This window comes from Sphingomonas sp. SP2 (assembly GCF_058313385.1).
In genome coordinates, this window is sequence record NZ_JBZFLD010000001.1 from 465,462 (window position 1) to 481,478 (window position 16,017).

Consider the following 16,017-nt stretch of genomic DNA (forward strand, 5'->3'; position numbering starts at 1 on the left):
GACCCAGCGCGTTAACCCCGCCCGATCAAACGGCGCGCATGTTGCATCAGTCGATTAGCGTACCCTCTGCCACCCGGGCGGAGATCATTGCCGCGTTCAGCTACGCGCTCGATCTCACCGAAGGCCAGCCCGAAGGCCATTGCATCCGCGCCTGCTGGATCGGCATGCAGGTCGGCGAAACCCTCGGCCTCTCGCAACGCGACCGCGCCGACCTCTACTACACCCTGCTCCTCAAGGACCTCGGCTGCAGCAGCAATGCCGCCCGCATCTGCGAGCTCTACGAAGCCGACGACCGGGCCTTCAAGCAGGGCTACAAGACCGTCGGGACCAGCCTCGCCGCGACCCTCCACTTCGTCTTCAGCCGGACTGCGCGCGGCCGTCCCCTCGCCCGCAAGCTCTCCGCGGTCGGCAACATCCTGCGCAACGGCGATGCGGTCGCGCAGGAGCTGATTGTCTCGCGCTGCACCCGCGGCGCCGACATCGCCCGCACCCTCCGCTTCCCGCCCGCGGTATGCGAGGGCATCTACCGGCTCGACGAGCATTGGGACGGCTCGGGCCGCCCCGGCCGCCTCGCCGGTGCCGCCATCCCCCTCGCCGCGCAGATCGCGCTTCTCGCGCAGGTGGTCGACGTCTTCCACGGCCATGCCGGACCCGAAGCCGCGCTGGACGAAGCCCGCCGCCGCAGCGGCAAATGGTTCGACCCCGCCCTCGTCCGCGCGCTCGAAGCGGCCGCGACGAGCCCGATCTTCTGGTCGACCCTCACCTCGCCAACCCTCGAGACCCGCGTCGTCCGCCTCGCCCCGGCCGAGGACAAGGGCCCGATGGGCGACGATTACCTCGACTGCATCGCCGATGCATTCGGCCAGGTGATCGATGCCAAAAGCCCCTTCACCGCCGGCCACTCTCAGCGGGTCGGCGACCTCTCGGAGCGAATGGCCAAGGTGTTCGGCCTCGACCGCCCCCGCGCCCGCTGGCTCCGCCGCGCCGCGGTCCTCCACGACGTCGGCAAGCTCGGCGTCTCGAGCGCGATCCTCGAGAAGCCCGCCACCCTCGACGAGCGGGAATGGGAGGAGATGCGGCACCACGCGACCCACACCCGCGCCATTCTCGGCCGGATCGGTGCGCTCGCCGACATCGCCGACGTCGCCGCCGCCCACCACGAGCGGCTCGACGGCACGGGCTATCCGCTCGCCCTTCCCGCGGCCGCCATCGCGCGCGAGACAAGGGTCATCACGACCTGCGATTTCTACGACGCGCTGACGTCCGACCGCCCATATCGCGCCGCCCTCGGCCAAGACGAGGCGCTTGCGATCATGGATTCCGAATCGGGCCGGGCGATCGATCCCGACTGCCTCGCCGCGCTGAAGTTGAGCCTCGCCTAGCGCCGCTCGGCTGCGCTCTTGTCCCGCTCGCCCGCCCAGGGCGCGCCGACCAGCCAGCCCGGCCAGTCTGTGCTGTTCGCCACCATCTGCCCGACCCGGAAGGCGGCCAGTGCCTCCTGTGCGGTCCCGGCGAAGGTCCAGCGCGGATCGAACTGGTCGCACGGCTGGTGATAGCAGCGCACATTATAGTCGCCGACGATCCGCTGCCCCGCGGCCACTCCGCCGAGCTTGAGGTCGCGGCCCGCCCGGAAGGCGAGCGCGGGAACGCCGCGCTGCGCGAAGGGCAGATGATCGGAGCGGAAGTACCAGCCCGCCTCGGGGTTCGGTTCGGGATCGACGCGGAGCCCCTGCTCGGCCGCCGCGACGCGAAGCATCGCCTCGAGCGAGGACTGGCCCGGCCCGATCAGCTCGAGGTTGCGCGCCGCCGGCAGCACCACGTGCGGATCGAGATTGATCACCGCCGCCGTCCGGCCGAGCGGGATGAGCGGATTCTGTGCGAACCATTCGGCGCCGAGCAGCCCCTTCTCCTCCGCGGTCCAGGCGGCGAAGGTGACCGAGCGCTTCGGCCGCGGGCCGCCGGCAAAGGCTCGCGCCACCTCGAGCAATTCCGCCGTTCCCGTCGCATTGTCGACGGCCCCGTTGCGGATCGTGTCGCCCGTCCGGTCCGGGCCATTGTGCCCGTTGGCATCCCAGTGCGCGCCATAGAGGACATGCTCGTCCGGCCGCTCGCTTCCCCGAAGCACGCCGATGACATTGTGGCTGATGACCGGGGTCGCCTTGTTGATCGCGCGGGCGCTGAAGGTCGCGCCGATCGGCATGGCGCGGAAATCGGGCCGCCGCGCCATCCTCTTCATGCCCTCCAGCGTGTAGCCAAGCGTCCGTAGCAGCGGCAGGATTGCCGGCCCGCGCACAATGGTGCTGACCTTTAGGCTATTGGGCTTTAGCGGCGCGTAAGCGAAGCTCGGCACGCGGATGCTGTCGCCGGCCTGCGAATAGGGCCAGCTATAGGCCTTCTCCTCGTGGATGAAGAGAACGCCCGCCGCTCCGGCTCGCGCCGCCGCCGCCGCCTTGGTCCCGCCGCGCCCGGCAAAGGTCAGCGCGCGGCCACCGAAACCGAGGTCCTTGCCGCCTTCGAGATCGGGATCGCCGGCGAGCATGATGACGACCTTGCCGCGCACGTCGACCCCGTCGAACGCGTCCCAGCCACGCGCCGGATCGGGCGCGCCCCAGCCCGCGAACATCAGCTCGGCACCCTCGATCTTGGTTTCTCCGGCATTGGTCGGATTGAGGTCCATGTCGGGCCCGTCGCGCAGCGTCAGCACCTGGCCTCGCCAGCGGATTGCCGCCACTGCCCCAGGCTGCGTGTCGAGCCGCTCCAGCGGCACCTTCTGGAACCAGCCGCCATCCTCGCCGCCCGGCTGAAGCCCCGCCGCGGCCATCTGCCGTGCGAGATAGGCGATGGTGGCCGCCTCGCCTTTCTCTCCCGGCCCACGCCCGTCGAAGGCATCGCTGGACAGGGTCCGGACGTCGGCCTTGATCCGGGCGGGGTCGATCGGCCCGGCACCGGTAAGGACGACGGCGGCGAGCGGGAGCAGGAGATGGGTGCGCATGTGCCGCAGCATGACGCATCCGGTGGGCCACGCAAGCGATCCTCACGTGCGCCGGACCCGCGGACCGCGTCGTCCGTTTCCCTTCGCAACCCAAGAGGAGCAAAGTCATGATCCCCTCCCTCCTGATCGGCACCCTTTCGGGTCAGCGCGCCCTGTCGCCGATCGCGGCCGTCTCGATCACCGCGGCCCGCGACCGCCTCCCGACCGGCAGTGCACCGATCGGCCTGCTTCGTTCGCCCTTGATCGCGGCGGGCCTCACCGCCGTCGCCGTGGCCGAGATGGTCGGCGACAAATGGCCCAAGGCCCCCAACCGGACGGTCCTGTCGGGGAGCACCGCCCGCTTCCTCACCGCCGCGGCGGCAGGTTCGGCGCTCGCCCCGCGCGACCGCCGGGTCGCGGGCGGGCTCGTGGCCGCGCTCGCCGCCGTCACCACCGCGCACGTCGGCCTCGCCCTTCGCCTGAGGGCGATGCGGCGCTGGGGGCAGGCGCGAACGGGCTTCATCGAGGATGCCTTGCTCCTCGCCGGGGCGGCGCTCCTCCTCCACCGGCTCGATCCCAAGGCCGCCTGACGGCAGAAGGCCCGCCCTGCTTGATGCAGGACGGGCCTCCTTGTCGTTCGACCTGGTGCCGGGATCAGTCGATCTTCGGCAGGGTCTCGAACTGGTGGAACGGCGGCGGGCTCGGGAGAGTCCACTCGAGCGTCGTCGCGCCCTCGCCCCACGGATTGTCCGGGGCCTTCTTGCCGCCCATCAGCGACCAGATGACGTTGACGAAGAACACGCCCATCGCCGCGACGGTGACCATGTAGCCGACCGTCGAGACATAGTTCCAGTAAGCGAAGGCGTCGTTGTAGTCCGGAATGCGGCGCGGCATGCCGTCCAGCCCGAGGAAGTGCTGGGGGAAGAAGATCAGGTTCACGCCGGCGAACATCACGAAGAAGTGAATCTTGCCGAGCGCTTCGTTGTACATCTTCCCGCTCATCTTCGGGAACCAGTAGTAGAAGCCCGCGAAGATGCCGAACACGGCGCCGAGGCTGAGCACGTAGTGGAAGTGCGCCACGACGTAGTAGGTGTCGTGCATGTAGGTGTCGACGCCGCCGTTGGCGAGCACGACGCCGGTCACGCCGCCGACGGTGAACAGGAAGATGAACCCGATCGCGAACAGCATCGGCGTCGGGAAGGTGATCGACCCGCCCCACATGGTCGCGATCCAGCTGAAGATCTTCACGCCGGTCGGGACCGCGATGATCATGGTCGCGGCAGTGAAGTACATCTTCACGTTCACGTCGAGGCCGACGGTGAACATGTGGTGCGCCCAGACGACGAAGCCGACCACGCCGATCGCGACCATGGCGTAGGCCATGCCGAGATAGCCGAACACCGGCTTGCGGCTGAAGGTCGCGACGATCTGGCTGACGATGCCGAAGGCCGGCAGGATCATGATGTAGACTTCGGGGTGGCCGAAGAACCAGAACAGGTGCTGATAGAGCAGCGGGTCACCGCCACCGCTAGCGTCGAAGAAGGCCGTGCCGAAGTTGCGGTCGGTCAGCAGCATGGTGATCGCACCCGCCAGCACCGGCAGCGCCAGGAGCAGCAGGAAGGCGGTGACCAGGATCGACCACACGAACAGCGGCATCTTGTGCAGGGTCATGCCCGGCGCGCGCATGTTGAAGATGGTGGTGATGAAGTTGACCGCGCCGAGGATCGAGCCCGCACCGGCAAGGTGGAGCGCGAAGATGGCATAGTCGACCGCCGGCCCGGCCGACCCGCTGGTCGACAGCGGGGCGTAGACGGTCCAGCCCGTGCCGGCGCCGATACCGGTGCCGCCGCTGGTGAAGGTCGAGAGGAGCAGCGAACAGAAGCCCGCGACGGTCAGCCAGAAGCTGATGTTGTTCATCCGCGGGAAGGCCATGTCCGGCGCGCCGATCATGATCGGGACGAACCAGTTGGCGAAGCCGCCGATCAGGGCGGGCATGACCATGAAGAAGACCATGATCAGGCCGTGGCCGGTGATCAGCACGTTCCAGTGGTGATAGGCCTCGTCGATGTTGGCGCTGCCCGCGCCGAGCGGCCAGGCCTTGGTCAGGATCTGGATGCCCGGCTCGGCGAGCTCGGCCCGCATGATGCCCGACAGCGCGCCGCCGACGATCCCCGCGATGATCGCGAAGATCAGGTAGAGCGTGCCGATGTCCTTGTGATTGGTCGACATGAACCAGCGGGCGAAGAAGCCCGGATGGCCATGATCGTCATGGGCATGGTCGTGGGCGTGGCCGGCTTCGGCCGGGGTCAGCGCCATGGTGTCTGCGGTAGTGGCCATCTTGGGTCCGCTTCTCGTCTTAATTGCTGCTGTCGGTCGCGCGATTGGCGACATTGGCTTGCGTGTTGCCCGGCGCGGCCGGGGCGGCGGCGGTCGGGGCAGCGCCAGCGGCCGGCGCCGGCGCCGCGGCGGGCACCGCGCTCGGCGACACGGTGGTCGCCGCCGTGCTGTCGGGAACAGCCGCGGGGGTCGCCCCCGGCATCGTCCCGCCCTTGCTCGCGACCCACTGCGCATAGCGCTCGGGGGTCACGACCTCGATCGCGATCGGCATGAAGGCATGGCGCGCGCCGCACAGTTCGGAGCACTGGCCGAAGTAGACGCCCGGGCGATCGACCTTGACCCAGGTCTCGTTGAGGATGCCCGGATTGGCGTCGGTCTTGGTCCAGAAGGCCGGCATGGCGAAGCTGTGGATCACGTCGTTCGACGTGACGATGAACTTCACCACCTTGCCCGCCGGGATCACCAGCCGCTCGTCGACCGCCAGCAGGCGCGGGCCGTCGGCGTCGGTGCGGAAGCGGGCACCGGCACCGGCCTCGCCCTTCTCCTTGAGCATGTTCGAGACGATCTCGAACCCGCCATTGTCCGGATACTGGTAGGTCCAGTACCACTGGTTGCCGATCACCTTGACGGTGAGGTCGGCCGGCGGCGGGCTGTACTGGTGGCGGATCAGGCGGATCGATGGCACCGCGATCGCGACCAGCACGAGCACCGGAAGCAGCGTCCACAGCACCTCGACGAGCGTGTTGTGGCTGGTCCGGCTCGGGGTCGGGTTGGCGCTGCGGCGGTAGCGGATGATCGTCCACACCAGCAGCGCGAGAACGAGCAGGCTGATCGCCGCGCACAGCGCCAGCAGCCAGTTGTTGTGGAAGGCCGAGGCTTCGCGGCCGACCGGGGTGAACTGGTCCTGCAGGCCCATCCGCCCGTCGGGCATGCCGACGCCCGGGGTCGGGACCGCATGATCGAAGGCCGGGGCGGCCGGGGCACCCGGCGCCACCGCGCTCGCGCCCGGAGTCGGGTCGGCGGCAGCGGGAGTCGCGCTCGGGTTGGCGGCGGCGGCGCTCGGCCCCGCCGGCGCGGCTTGTTGCTGCGCTGCCGGTGCGGCGGGTTGCCCAGTGGCCGCAGCCGGCACCATGCCAGCGGCAGCAAGCGCGATCAGCCAATTCTTCAAGTTCATCACGACCCCGGTCACAGGTTCAAGCCAAGCGGCAGCCCGACCGGACCACCTTGAAATCGGCGGCCTTATAGGCAGGGGTTCCCGCGCGCTCAAGCGCTTGTCTGGGCCCGCCGGTGTCGCTTAAGACACAGTCACTGATGAGCCCCGCCCGGATCGTGGGGCCAGGGGGCCAAGGCAATGACCGAACAGGATATTCTCGACGAGTTCAGGGCCGCCGAAGCGCTTCTGGAAGGCCATTTCATCCTCTCCTCGGGCCTCCGCTCCCCGCGCTACCTGCAATGTGCCAGGGTGCTGATGGACCCGCGCCGCGCCGAGCGGCTCGCGACCGCCCTTGCCGACCGCATCGATCCCAAGCTCCGGAGCCAGCTCCAGGCCGTCGTCTCGCCCGCCATGGGCGGGGTGATCATCGGCCACGAAATGGGCCGTGCGCTCGGCCTTCCCGCCATGTTCGTCGAGCGCCCGTCCGGCACCTTCGAACTTCGCCGCGGCTTCCGCCTCGACCCCGGAACCCGCGTGCTGATGGTCGAGGACGTGGTCACCACCGGCCTCTCCAGCCGCGAGGCGATCAAGGCGATCACCGAGGCCGGCGGCGAGGTAATCGCGGCGGCCGCGCTCGTCGACCGGTCGAGCGGCGCCGCCGATCTCGGCGTCCCCTTCACGCCCCTCATCCGCCTCGACGTCCCGACCTTCGCCGCCGAAGACCTTCCTCCGCACCTCGCCGCCATCCCCGCGATCAAGCCCGGCAGCCGCGCGGCGTGAGCCTGCTCCTCGCGCTGAGTCTCAGTGCCGCCGAACCCTCCACCACCGATCGCTACTTCACTCTCAAGCAGGCGACCGAGGCGTATCGCGCCGCGTCGGGTTTCAAAGGCGAAATCCAGTTAAGCTACGGGCCGGATGATTTCCTCTGGTCGTCATATCCCGGCGGCCCGACCAACGCGATGGCGCACTGGAAGCGAAGTCAGCAGCCCTGGCCTTGGGCGTCGATCACCAAGCAGGTTACGGCGGTCTTGATCCTGCAACAGGTCGAGGCGGGAATTCTCGGCCTCGACGAACCCGTTTCCCGCTATCTGACGCTTCCTGGCACCGCCCCGGCGCCCACTGTCCGCCAGTTGCTCCAGCACCGCTCGGGCCTTCGCAACCCCGACGACAGCGTCAAAGACAAAACCGGCATTCCGAGTTTCTACACTGACGGCCCGACCGGGCTCGAGTGGTGCCTCGCTGACCGAAAGCCTGTCCCGGCCGAGGGCTGGTCTTATAACAATTGTGACTATCTGCTCCTCGGCAAGTTGCTCGAGACGGTGACGGGCAAGAGCTACGCGACTCTCTTCCTCGAGCGGATCAAGAAGCCCGCCAAGCTGTCCCGGGCGGGCATCTTCGACGGTCCTGCGCCGTTCATGGTTGGTCACCGCGCCGACGATCCGATCCGCTACGAGCGATACGGCGCAGCCGCAGCCCTTGCCGGTACCCTGCCCGACGTCATTGCCTTCGACCGGGCGCTGATGGATGGCTTGCTTCTCGCCCCGGCAAGCCTCGACAGCCTGTGGAAGGGCGATCCCGTGCTCGGCTTCATGGGGCTCGGCCAATGGTCCTTCACCGTACCGCTCAAGGGCTGCGCTAAGCCGGTCCGGATTGTGGAGCGGCGCGGCGGCATTCAGCGCTACGAACTCCGCAACTTTATCTTCCCCGAACAACGCATCGCCCTCGTGATGGCCACCGATCAAGGCGATTTCGACTATGGTGAGCTGTGGACCGGAAAGGGTGCGGCATTCGACTATCTGTCTACGATCGTCTGTCCCGCCGCCTGATTGAACAATAGGATATGGTTTGCCATGTCCCCGGCATGGGCAATCATCGCCAGCTGCCGCTGAACGCCTCGCGCGGGTCACGCCATGTCGCCTTCGCGCCTGCCCGCTACGGTCGGGAGAAGGCGCCGTTCTGCCGCCCCCGACTATGTCGCCTTCGTGACCGCGCCGCATGACCGAATCGCTTCGGCTCGGCGTCAATATCGATCACGTCGCCACCATCCGTAACGCCCGCGGCGGCGACTTTCCCGATCCGGTCCGCGCGGCCCATGCCGCCGCCGCCGCCGGCGCGCAGGGGATCACCGCGCACCTCCGCGAGGACCGCCGCCACATCCGCGACGACGACCTCGTGCGGCTGAAGAACGAGATCGCCCTCCCCCTCAACCTCGAGATGGCGGCGACCGAGGAGATGCTCCGGATCGCGCTCGCGACCCGGCCCCACGCCGCCTGCATCGTCCCCGAGAAGCGCGAGGAGCGCACCACCGAGGGCGGCCTCGACGCCGCCGGCAAGCGCGATCACCTCCGCCGCTTCGTCGACGAACTGGGCGCCGCCGGCATCCGCGTGTCGCTATTCATCGAGCCCGAGGCGGCACAGATCGACGCCGCGGTCCAGCTCGGCGCGCCAGTGGTCGAGCTTCATACCGGCCGCTACGCCCACCTCGCCGAGGACGGCCGCGAGGCCGAGCTGAAGCGCCTCGCCGATGCCGCCGCGCTCGCCGCCAAGAACGGGGTCGAGCCGCACGCCGGCCATGGTCTCACCTTCGCCAACGTCGTGCCGATCGCCGCCATCCCGCAGGTCGCCGAGCTCAACATCGGCCACTTCCTCGTCGGCGAGGCCATCTTCGTCGGTCTCGAGGCCAGCATCCGGCGCATGCGCGACCTCATGGACAGCGCGCGTTGATCGTCGGCCTCGGCTCGGACCTCTGCAACATCGAGCGAATCCAGAATTCGCTCGACCGCTTCGGCCAGCGCTTCCTCGACCGGGTTTTCACCGACCAGGAAAAGGCCAAGGCCGCGCGCCGCCCCTTCACCGCCGCCGGTACCCTCGCCAAGCGCTTCGCCGCCAAGGAAGCCTTCTCGAAGGCGGTCGGCACGGGCTTCAAGCGCGGCGTGTTCATGAAGGACATCGGGGTCGTCAATCTGCCAAGCGGCGCGCCGACTCTGCTGTTGGCCGGGGGAGCGGCCGAGCGCCTTGACGCGCTCACCCCCGCGGGCCACGCCATGAAGGTGCATCTGACGATGACCGACGACCATCCCTGGGCCCAGGCTTTCGTCATTCTCGAAGCCGTGCCCATCTCGGAGAGTTAAGTGAGCGATACCCTCGTCAACCAGGCCGAACCTTCGGCGCCGGCCCCGGCGACGCCCGAGGCGGCGACTCCGGCCCGCAAGGAATCGGCGCTGTGGCGGGAGATCAAGGGCCTATTTTGGGTGCTGGTCGCCGTGCTGCTGTTCCACAGCCTCGTCGCCAAGCCCTTCTACATCCCGTCGGAATCGATGATGCCGGGCCTGCTCACCGGCGACCGGCTGGTGGTCAGCAAATATCCCTATGGCTGGTCGTGGGTGTCCCCAAGCTTCCACCTCTGGCCCGAACAGAAGGGCCGCCTGTTCGGCCGCGTCCCGACCCCTGGCGACGTGGTCATCGTCACCCCGCCGGGCATCAAGGAAGATTATATCAAGCGCGTGATCGGCGTGCCCGGCGACACGGTCGAGATGCGTGGCGGACGCCTGATCCTCAACGGGGTTCCGGTCCGTCGCCAGCTGCTTCCGCCGCGTCTCGTCCCGGTCGATGCCAATGCGCCCTGCACCGTGATGCAGTTCCCGGGCCGCCTCACGCAGCAGCCGAACGGCAGCTTCGCCTGCGCGCTTCCGATCGTCCGCGAGACCCTGCCCAATGGGGCGACCTATGACACGGTCGACCTCGGCCAGTCGGTCGGCGACGATTACGGCCCGATCAAGGTGCCGGCCAACCATGTCTTCCTGATGGGCGACAATCGCGACGGCAGCGCCGACAGCCGCTTCCCGCTCTCGGAGAAGGGTCTCGGCGGCCCGGTGCCGTGGGAGAATATTGGCGGCCGCGCCGAATTCATCACCTTCAGCCTCGACGGCTCCGCCTCCTGGTGGAACCCGATCAGCTGGATCACCAGCCTTCGCGGCGGACGCGCCGGGACCAGCCTCCGCACCGGGGTCTGACCTTCATGACGGGGGGCGACAGCACGGGACACGTCGAGCAGCCAGGGCCGACCGAGTTCCGTGATCCCGTCGTCCGGAGCGAGCTTCGCAGGGCGTGGGTCTGGATCGGCTCGATCCTCGTCGTCGCCGCCCTCATCTTCCTTTCGAAGCCGCTGCTGCTGATCGTCGGCGCACTGGTCTTCGCGGTCCTGCTCGACGGCGGCACCCGCCTCCTCGGCCGCGTTCTTCCGATCCGGCGTGGTTTCCGGCTGGCGATCGTTACCCTCGCGGGCTTCGGCTTCCTCGGTTGGGTGCTCTACACCGCCGGGGCGACCTTCGCGCAGCAGTTCGCCATGCTCCAGCTGGCGGTCGAGGCGCAGGCCATTCGCCTCTACGCCTACGGGGTCGAACTCGGCCTCGTCCCGCCGGGCCGGGTCGAACATCTCTCGGACCTGTTCCGGATGCTCGCCGCCAATCTCGGCGATGGCGCGGTCTCGGCCGGGACCAGCGGCTTCGGCCGGATCACCAGCGCGATCGGCGGCGTCGTCGGCGCCCTCACCAACGCCTTCCTGATCCTGGTGCTCGGGATCTTCTTTGCGACCGAACCCAAGGTCTACGACCGGGGCGTCGCCTGGATGATCCCGCTGCGCCATCGCGCCGATTATTACGAGATCCTCTCGAGCGTCGGCTTCACCCTTCGCCGGCTCCTGTTCGGACGTCTCGTCGGGATGGTCGTCGAAGGCATCTTCACCTTCGCCATGCTGTGGGTGGGCGGCGTTCCGATGGCCGCCCTGCTCGGCCTCCTGACCGGCATCCTCGCCTTCATCCCCAACATCGGCGCGATTGCCTCGGGGCTGCTGATGGTGGCGGTCGGCTTCTCGGCCGGGACCGACCAGGGCCTATGGGCGATCCTGACCTATTTCGCGGTCCAGAATATCGATGGCTACCTGATCCTGCCCTATATCGCCCGCAAGACGGTCGACCTGCCGCCGGCGATGGTGCTCGCCGCGCAGCTGATCTTCGGGGCCCTGTTCGGCTTCCTCGGGCTGCTTCTCGCCGATCCCATCATGGCGACCATCAAGGTCACGCTCGAGAAGCTGAGCCTTCGGAAGGCGGCCGGGCGGCTTACTGCGCCCCCGGCGGAAGCTGCTGCGCGCCCATCTGCTGCGCCGCATTCGGAACCACCCGCTTCACCGTGATCTCGAAGTCGAGCGGGCTGTTGGGCGGGATCGGCGAGCCCGGCGGCGGGGTCGCGCCGTAAGCCAGTTCGCCCGGAATGCGGACCTTGTAGCGGCCCTTGGGCTGCATGTTCTGGAGGGCTTCGGCAAAGCCCGGAACGACCTGGCCGACCAGCAGCGGCGCGTCCTGCGCCTCGTCGAACTTGGTCCCGTCGGGAAGCGTCCCGACATAGTCGATCAGCACGCCGTCCTGCGGCCCGATCAGCGGACCCTCGCCGGCCTTGATGGTGGTGATCTGGAGCCCGCTCGGCTTGACCACCGGCCGCATCGGCGCGGTCCCGGCCCAGGCCAGCGCGGCCCCGGCGAGGACGAGCAGGATCAGCCCGAAGGCAAGCCGCAACCGGGTGGAAGCGGCGACGGGACGGATCGGAACCTGGGTTGCGCTCATGGGGATGATCTTCCTGCAATCGGCACAAAAGGAAAGGCCGCCCGGTAAGGGGCGGCCTCGGTATGGGTCAAGAGCCTAACGGCCGCGCCTTAGCGCGCACCCTCGCGCTCGGCCCGCTTGCGCTCGAGCTTGCGGGCCCGGCGGATGGCGGCGGCGCGCTCACGCGCACGCTTTTCCGACGGCTTCTCGTAGTGACGGCGCAGCTTCATCTCGCGGTAGACGCCCTCGCGCTGCAGCTTCTTCTTGAGCGCGCGCAGCGCCTGGTCGACATTATTGTCGCGAACGATGATTTGCATAAAAGGTCCGTCACTCCATTGTCTTCGTGGTTGCGCCCACGCCGTCCGCACAAGCGAAGGCTAGGCATCGCACTGACCAAGGCAGAAGCCGGTGGCACAGGCGACCAAAGCGGTCCGCGCGAACCTAAAGGGTCGCCGGAAGTCGCGGCCTCTATCAGCGGGGGAGCGATTCGACAAGCCAAGCGATGAGGCTGCGACGAACCGCGCCCGCGGAGGGGCAGGCAGAGGATCGTATCGCGAAGTGGTTATCGCATGTTAACCTATTGCCATGTATAGGACTTTCTCCCAATCACCGAGGAGTTCGAGGGGCATGGGGGCCAATTTCAATCGTCGAGACATGTTGCGCAACGTCGGCCTGGGCGGTGCTGCCGCCCTGGTGTCGGGCGCCGCACTCGCGGCTGATCTTCCTGGCCTTCTCGGTTCGCAGAAGCCGTTCCTGAACGAGCCGCTCGTGCCGCTCAATCCTGCGCCTCCGGCGCCGGTCACGGTGGTCGCACCGGCCCCGTCGCCGATCGGTATCGATCCTGCGCTCTTCGCGCGGGCCAAGCAGGCGCTTGAGCGGCACCGGCCCTCGCTGCGCCATACCGACCGGATCGGCATCGTCGACTTCGCCAAGGCGAGCCGCGAAGCCCGCTTTCACGTGGTCGACCTCGCGAGCGGGCAGGTCACCAGCCATTTCGTTGCCCACGGGCGCGGCTCGGACACCGGGCATACCGGCTATCTCGAACAATTCTCCAATGCGTTCGGGAGCAATGCGACCTCGAACGGCGCCTATCGGACCGCAGACTTCTATCAGGGCAAGTACGGGCTCTCGATGAAGGTCGATGGCCTCGACTGGACCAACAACAATGCGCTCGGTCGCGCCATCGTCGTTCACTCGGCCTGGTATGCCGAGCAGGACATGATCGCGCTGCACGGCAAGCTTGGCCGCTCGGAAGGCTGCTTCGCCTTTGGTCGCGACAGCCACTTCGAGGTCATGCGACAGCTTGCCGACGGCCGGCTCATCTACGCCGACAAGATCGCCTGATCGTCAGCACAACCAGACAAGCAAAAGGGGCTCCGGCATCATCGCCGAAGCCCCTTTTCTTTTACTTGGCGGCCGAGCGAACCGCCGGCTTGGCCCCGCCGTCACGGTCCATCAGCGCGGCCATCACCGGCGCATCCCGCTTGTAGAGGTCGGTGTACTTGACGATGTTGCCGTCAGTCAGCGCGGCGACCGAGAAATAGACAATGTAGACCGGAACGGGCTTCACGAAATTGGCCTGAACGGTCTTCTTGGCAGTGAGAGTCTCGTCGATCCGCTGCGACGTCCATTCGCCACCATCGTCACTTAGCAGCTCGGCAGCGAGATCGAGGATGTTCTCGGTCCGGATGCAGCCGTGGCTGAGGAAGCGCGAGCGCGCGTCGAACAGGCCGCGATTGTTGGTGTCGTGCAGATAGATGTTCTGCGGATTGTACATCACGAACTTGATCTTGCCCAAGGCGTTGCCCGGTCCCGGCGGCTGCCGCCAGCGCTGGACCTTGCCATCCTTGCCCTTGACCGCGACGTAGCCGCCCTTGCCGGCGACTTCCTTGCTGAGGCTTGGCGGCACTTCCCACCAGGGATTGAGGATGACGCCCGTCGCCTGCACCGCGAGCTGCGGGGTCGGGGTCTTCACCGCGCCGGCGATTGCCCGATGCTTCCAGCGGGTGACGCTGTTCTCGACCAGGGTGGCATGCTCGCCGGGCACGTTGACGATGATGTAGCGGTCGCCGAGGTCACGCGGCAGCCAGCGCCAGCGATCCATGTTGAGGCGGATCTTGCCGACGGTGGCCGCATCGGCCGCATTGGCCTTGGCCAGCGCCGCGCGGAGCGAGCCATATTGCGGGTGGGTCGGAAGGAGGCCGTCGAGGACCGAGGCCACGCCGGCTCCGGCAAGCGCCTGGTCGAGCAGCTGGCGGCTGCGGCCTTCGGGCATGTCCGGGTCCTTGACGAACCACTGGACCCGTGCCGAGCCACGGACATGGCCAAGGGCGATGTCGCGCGCGAGCTTCTCGAAGGTGGTGCTGGCTACGGCCGACATGCCGGCCGGATCGCCCGACTTCAGCGCCGCGTCGAGAAGCGTCGGATCATAATCGCGCGGATCGAGGCCTTCGCGCCCGACGCCGCGGATGTAGGAGGCAAGCTCGGCGACCTGCCCGGGCTGCCAGACGGCGGGCGGAAGCTGGACCGGCTCGGCCACGACGGGCTGCGCCGTTGCGGATGTGGCAGGCTGGGGCGCGAGCGGATCGGGACGCGCGGCGGACGCTGCCGGAGCAGGCTGGGCCTTCGCTGTCGCCGCCTTGGGCGCGGCCACCTGCGCCATCGCCGTTCCGGCACCCAGAGCGAGTACCACCGAACCTGCCACCAACCGACGCATTGTCCACCCCATGCAAACTTCAATCGCGGGCCATTTGCCCTGCCCTCTTGTTACTAGAGATGAACAACCATCTCCAGTGTCCGAAGAGCCACATTAGGGCTGCTCGTCCGAACTTTTCACCTTTGCGTCCCACGGCTTAGCCTTGGTCTGGCGTTTCAGCCCCGATTGCGTCATAGCCGCCCACCGCGCGACTGCCGCAACCGCTGCAGCCGACCGCCCATCCCCTGGAGTTGCTTCGCTTGGCCATCGACGCCCGCATTGCCCAAGAGCCGTCCGACGGTGAACGTCGCGGACAGCCGCGTGCGCCGGTCGACCTCGAGGCGCATGTCCGCGAGCTCGGGTCGATGGGTACCGAGGCGCGCGTGCTGAACATCTCCGCCGACGGCTTCATGGCCGAGACGAGCGCCGACTATGAGGTCGGCGTCCGGGTCTGGCTGCTGCTTCCGGGCCGCGAGCGGGCGAGCGCGGTGGTGCGCTGGACCGCGGCGGGGAAGCTCGGTGCGCAATTTGCCGAGCCGCTCAGCGACGAGGCACTCGCCCAGATCGGCGGCTAGCGCGCCGCTTTCTTCAGCGCGCGCTGGACCGTCGGAAGCATGCCCGTGACGATCCGCTTGATGCCTTCGAAATTGGGATGGATCCCGTCGCCCAGTAGGAGCGCGCGATTGCCGACGACGCCCTGCAGCATGAACGGATAGAGCTCGGCGTCATATTTGCGGGCGAGCGACGGGAAGATGGCTTCATAGCGGCGGCGATAGTCGGGCCCGAGGTTGGGCGCCGCCAGCATGCCCGCGACCACCACCGGAATGTCCTGTCGGTCGAGCTCCGCGAGGATCGCGTCGAGGTTCTTGCGGGTCACGTCAGGGTCGATGCCACGGATCATGTCATTCGCGCCGAGCTCGACAATGGCGAGCGTCGGCTTGCGCCCGAGCCGCTGAAGCGTCCAGCCGAGCCGTGCCCGGCCGCCCGCGCTGGTGTCGCCGGAGACTCCGGCATCATGGACCTGGGCCTTGATGCCGTGGCGGCGAAGCGTGTCCTGAAGCTGCGGTGCGAATCCCAGCCCCCGGCCCAGGCCATAGCCGGCGGTGAGGCTGTCTCCGAAGGCGAGGATGAGCGGTCCGTCATTCGCTGCCGGCGCCGCGGTCGGCTGGGCGGCGGCGGGAACGGCGGCGAGCAAAGCGGGGAGCAGGAACCAGCGGATCACGCCTGACCATATGGGCCATTGTCGAACCCCTTCAAGCTTCCT

The 16,017-nt window shown here is 68.1% G+C and carries 17 protein-coding genes; 10 read left to right on the forward strand and 7 right to left on the reverse strand.

The window, feature by feature from the left end; genetic code table 11:
- The first annotated feature begins 38 nt into the window (after positions 1–38).
- Positions 39–1,382 carry an HD-GYP domain-containing protein gene (locus AC4GYU_RS02420; RefSeq protein ID WP_491085313.1) on the forward strand — a complete coding sequence of 448 codons (1,344 nt, stop codon included), beginning with the start codon at positions 39–41 and terminating at the stop codon, positions 1,380–1,382.
- On the opposite strand, the gene AC4GYU_RS02425 is transcribed toward AC4GYU_RS02420, so the two are convergent.
- Entirely contained in the window at positions 1,379–2,992 is a 1,614-nt protein-coding gene (locus AC4GYU_RS02425) for a M28 family peptidase (RefSeq protein WP_491085314.1), read from the reverse strand. The genes AC4GYU_RS02420 and AC4GYU_RS02425 overlap by 4 nt on opposite strands.
- Positions 2,993–3,099: 107 nt before the next feature.
- On the opposite strand from AC4GYU_RS02425, the gene AC4GYU_RS02430 reads away from it, so the two are divergent.
- The gene (locus tag AC4GYU_RS02430) at positions 3,100–3,561 is read left to right on the forward strand and encodes a DUF4126 domain-containing protein (protein WP_491085315.1); all 462 of its coding nucleotides are present in this window, start codon (positions 3,100–3,102) and stop codon (positions 3,559–3,561) included.
- A 64-nt stretch (positions 3,562–3,625) separates the two neighbouring features.
- Here the strand turns inward: AC4GYU_RS02430 and ctaD are convergent, their stop codons facing one another.
- Together ctaD and coxB are read right to left on the reverse strand one after the other, a co-directional pair.
- A complete protein-coding gene (ctaD, locus tag AC4GYU_RS02435) occupies positions 3,626–5,308 on the reverse strand; it encodes a cytochrome c oxidase subunit I (RefSeq protein WP_491085316.1) in 1,683 nt (560 codons plus the stop codon).
- A 19-nt stretch (positions 5,309–5,327) separates the two neighbouring features.
- Entirely contained in the window at positions 5,328–6,482 is a 1,155-nt protein-coding gene (coxB, locus tag AC4GYU_RS02440) for a cytochrome c oxidase subunit II (RefSeq protein WP_491085317.1), read from the reverse strand.
- Positions 6,483–6,659: 177 nt separating this feature from the next.
- On the opposite strand from coxB, the gene pyrE reads away from it, so the two are divergent.
- The 6 genes from pyrE (at position 6,660) to AC4GYU_RS02470 (ending at position 11,652) form a co-directional block, all read left to right on the forward strand.
- Positions 6,660–7,241 carry an orotate phosphoribosyltransferase gene (gene pyrE / locus AC4GYU_RS02445; protein WP_491085318.1) on the forward strand — a complete coding sequence of 194 codons (582 nt, stop codon included), beginning with the start codon at positions 6,660–6,662 and terminating at the stop codon, positions 7,239–7,241.
- Positions 7,238–8,287: a serine hydrolase domain-containing protein gene (locus tag AC4GYU_RS02450; RefSeq protein WP_491085319.1), complete on the forward strand. Its 1,050-nt coding sequence runs from the start codon at positions 7,238–7,240 to the stop codon at positions 8,285–8,287. Before pyrE ends, AC4GYU_RS02450 begins: the two co-directional genes overlap by 4 nt.
- Before the next feature lie 169 nt (positions 8,288–8,456).
- A complete protein-coding gene (locus AC4GYU_RS02455; RefSeq protein ID WP_491085320.1) occupies positions 8,457–9,185 on the forward strand; it encodes a pyridoxine 5'-phosphate synthase in 729 nt (242 codons plus the stop codon).
- Positions 9,182–9,592, forward strand: a complete 411-nt coding sequence (gene acpS / locus AC4GYU_RS02460; protein ID WP_491085321.1) for a holo-ACP synthase — start codon at positions 9,182–9,184, stop codon at positions 9,590–9,592. The genes AC4GYU_RS02455 and acpS overlap by 4 nt, the downstream gene beginning before the upstream one ends.
- Positions 9,593–10,474, forward strand: coding sequence for a signal peptidase I (gene lepB, locus AC4GYU_RS02465; protein WP_491085322.1), 882 nt, complete (start codon positions 9,593–9,595; stop codon positions 10,472–10,474). It abuts the gene before it with no gap.
- A 5-nt stretch (positions 10,475–10,479) separates the two neighbouring features.
- A complete protein-coding gene (locus tag AC4GYU_RS02470) occupies positions 10,480–11,652 on the forward strand; it encodes an AI-2E family transporter (protein WP_491085323.1) in 1,173 nt (390 codons plus the stop codon).
- On the opposite strand, the gene AC4GYU_RS02475 is transcribed toward AC4GYU_RS02470, so the two are convergent.
- Entirely contained in the window at positions 11,579–12,079 is a 501-nt protein-coding gene (locus AC4GYU_RS02475) for an FKBP-type peptidyl-prolyl cis-trans isomerase (protein ID WP_491085324.1), read from the reverse strand. The two genes, AC4GYU_RS02470 and AC4GYU_RS02475, sit on opposite strands and share 74 nt — an antisense overlap.
- An 89-nt stretch (positions 12,080–12,168) precedes the next feature.
- Positions 12,169–12,375: a 30S ribosomal protein S21 gene (gene rpsU / locus AC4GYU_RS02480; protein WP_029941857.1), complete on the reverse strand. Its 207-nt coding sequence runs from the start codon at positions 12,373–12,375 to the stop codon at positions 12,169–12,171.
- 337 nt (positions 12,376–12,712) lie between these two features.
- On the opposite strand from rpsU, the gene AC4GYU_RS02485 reads away from it, so the two are divergent.
- Positions 12,713–13,402 carry a murein L,D-transpeptidase catalytic domain family protein gene (locus tag AC4GYU_RS02485; RefSeq protein WP_491085325.1) on the forward strand — a complete coding sequence of 230 codons (690 nt, stop codon included), beginning with the start codon at positions 12,713–12,715 and terminating at the stop codon, positions 13,400–13,402.
- Between the two features lie 61 nt (positions 13,403–13,463).
- Here AC4GYU_RS02485 and AC4GYU_RS02490 read toward each other — a convergent pair whose 3' ends face one another.
- Positions 13,464–14,762 (reverse strand): L,D-transpeptidase family protein, encoded by a 1,299-nt coding sequence (locus AC4GYU_RS02490; protein ID WP_491085326.1) that lies wholly within the window; start codon positions 14,760–14,762, stop codon positions 13,464–13,466.
- 251 nt (positions 14,763–15,013) lie between these two features.
- On the opposite strand from AC4GYU_RS02490, the gene AC4GYU_RS02495 reads away from it, so the two are divergent.
- Positions 15,014–15,328 carry a PilZ domain-containing protein gene (locus tag AC4GYU_RS02495; protein WP_491085327.1) on the forward strand — a complete coding sequence of 105 codons (315 nt, stop codon included), beginning with the start codon at positions 15,014–15,016 and terminating at the stop codon, positions 15,326–15,328.
- Here AC4GYU_RS02495 and AC4GYU_RS02500 read toward each other — a convergent pair.
- The gene (locus AC4GYU_RS02500) at positions 15,325–15,975 is read right to left on the reverse strand and encodes an arylesterase (RefSeq protein ID WP_491085328.1); all 651 of its coding nucleotides are present in this window, start codon (positions 15,973–15,975) and stop codon (positions 15,325–15,327) included. The two genes, AC4GYU_RS02495 and AC4GYU_RS02500, sit on opposite strands and share 4 nt — an antisense overlap.
- Between the last annotated feature and the right edge of the window lie 42 nt (positions 15,976–16,017).

Coding starts and splice junctions, on each gene's coding strand:
- coxB (WP_491085317.1), bottom strand. CDS start 6,482: ATGAACTTGAAGAATTGGCTGATCGCGCTTGCTGCCGCTGGCATGGTG.
- AC4GYU_RS02420 (WP_491085313.1), top strand. CDS start 39: ATGTTGCATCAGTCGATTAGCGTACCCTCTGCCACCCGGGCGGAGATC.
- pyrE (WP_491085318.1), top strand. CDS start 6,660: ATGACCGAACAGGATATTCTCGACGAGTTCAGGGCCGCCGAAGCGCTT.
- rpsU (WP_029941857.1), bottom strand. CDS start 12,375: ATGCAAATCATCGTTCGCGACAATAATGTCGACCAGGCGCTGCGCGCG.
- AC4GYU_RS02470 (WP_491085323.1), top strand. CDS start 10,480: ATGACGGGGGGCGACAGCACGGGACACGTCGAGCAGCCAGGGCCGACC.
- AC4GYU_RS02455 (WP_491085320.1), top strand. CDS start 8,457: ATGACCGAATCGCTTCGGCTCGGCGTCAATATCGATCACGTCGCCACC.
- AC4GYU_RS02430 (WP_491085315.1), top strand. CDS start 3,100: ATGATCCCCTCCCTCCTGATCGGCACCCTTTCGGGTCAGCGCGCCCTG.
- AC4GYU_RS02485 (WP_491085325.1), top strand. CDS start 12,713: ATGTTGCGCAACGTCGGCCTGGGCGGTGCTGCCGCCCTGGTGTCGGGC.
- AC4GYU_RS02475 (WP_491085324.1), bottom strand. CDS start 12,079: ATGAGCGCAACCCAGGTTCCGATCCGTCCCGTCGCCGCTTCCACCCGG.
- ctaD (WP_491085316.1), bottom strand. CDS start 5,308: ATGGCCACTACCGCAGACACCATGGCGCTGACCCCGGCCGAAGCCGGC.
- AC4GYU_RS02425 (WP_491085314.1), bottom strand. CDS start 2,992: ATGCGCACCCATCTCCTGCTCCCGCTCGCCGCCGTCGTCCTTACCGGT.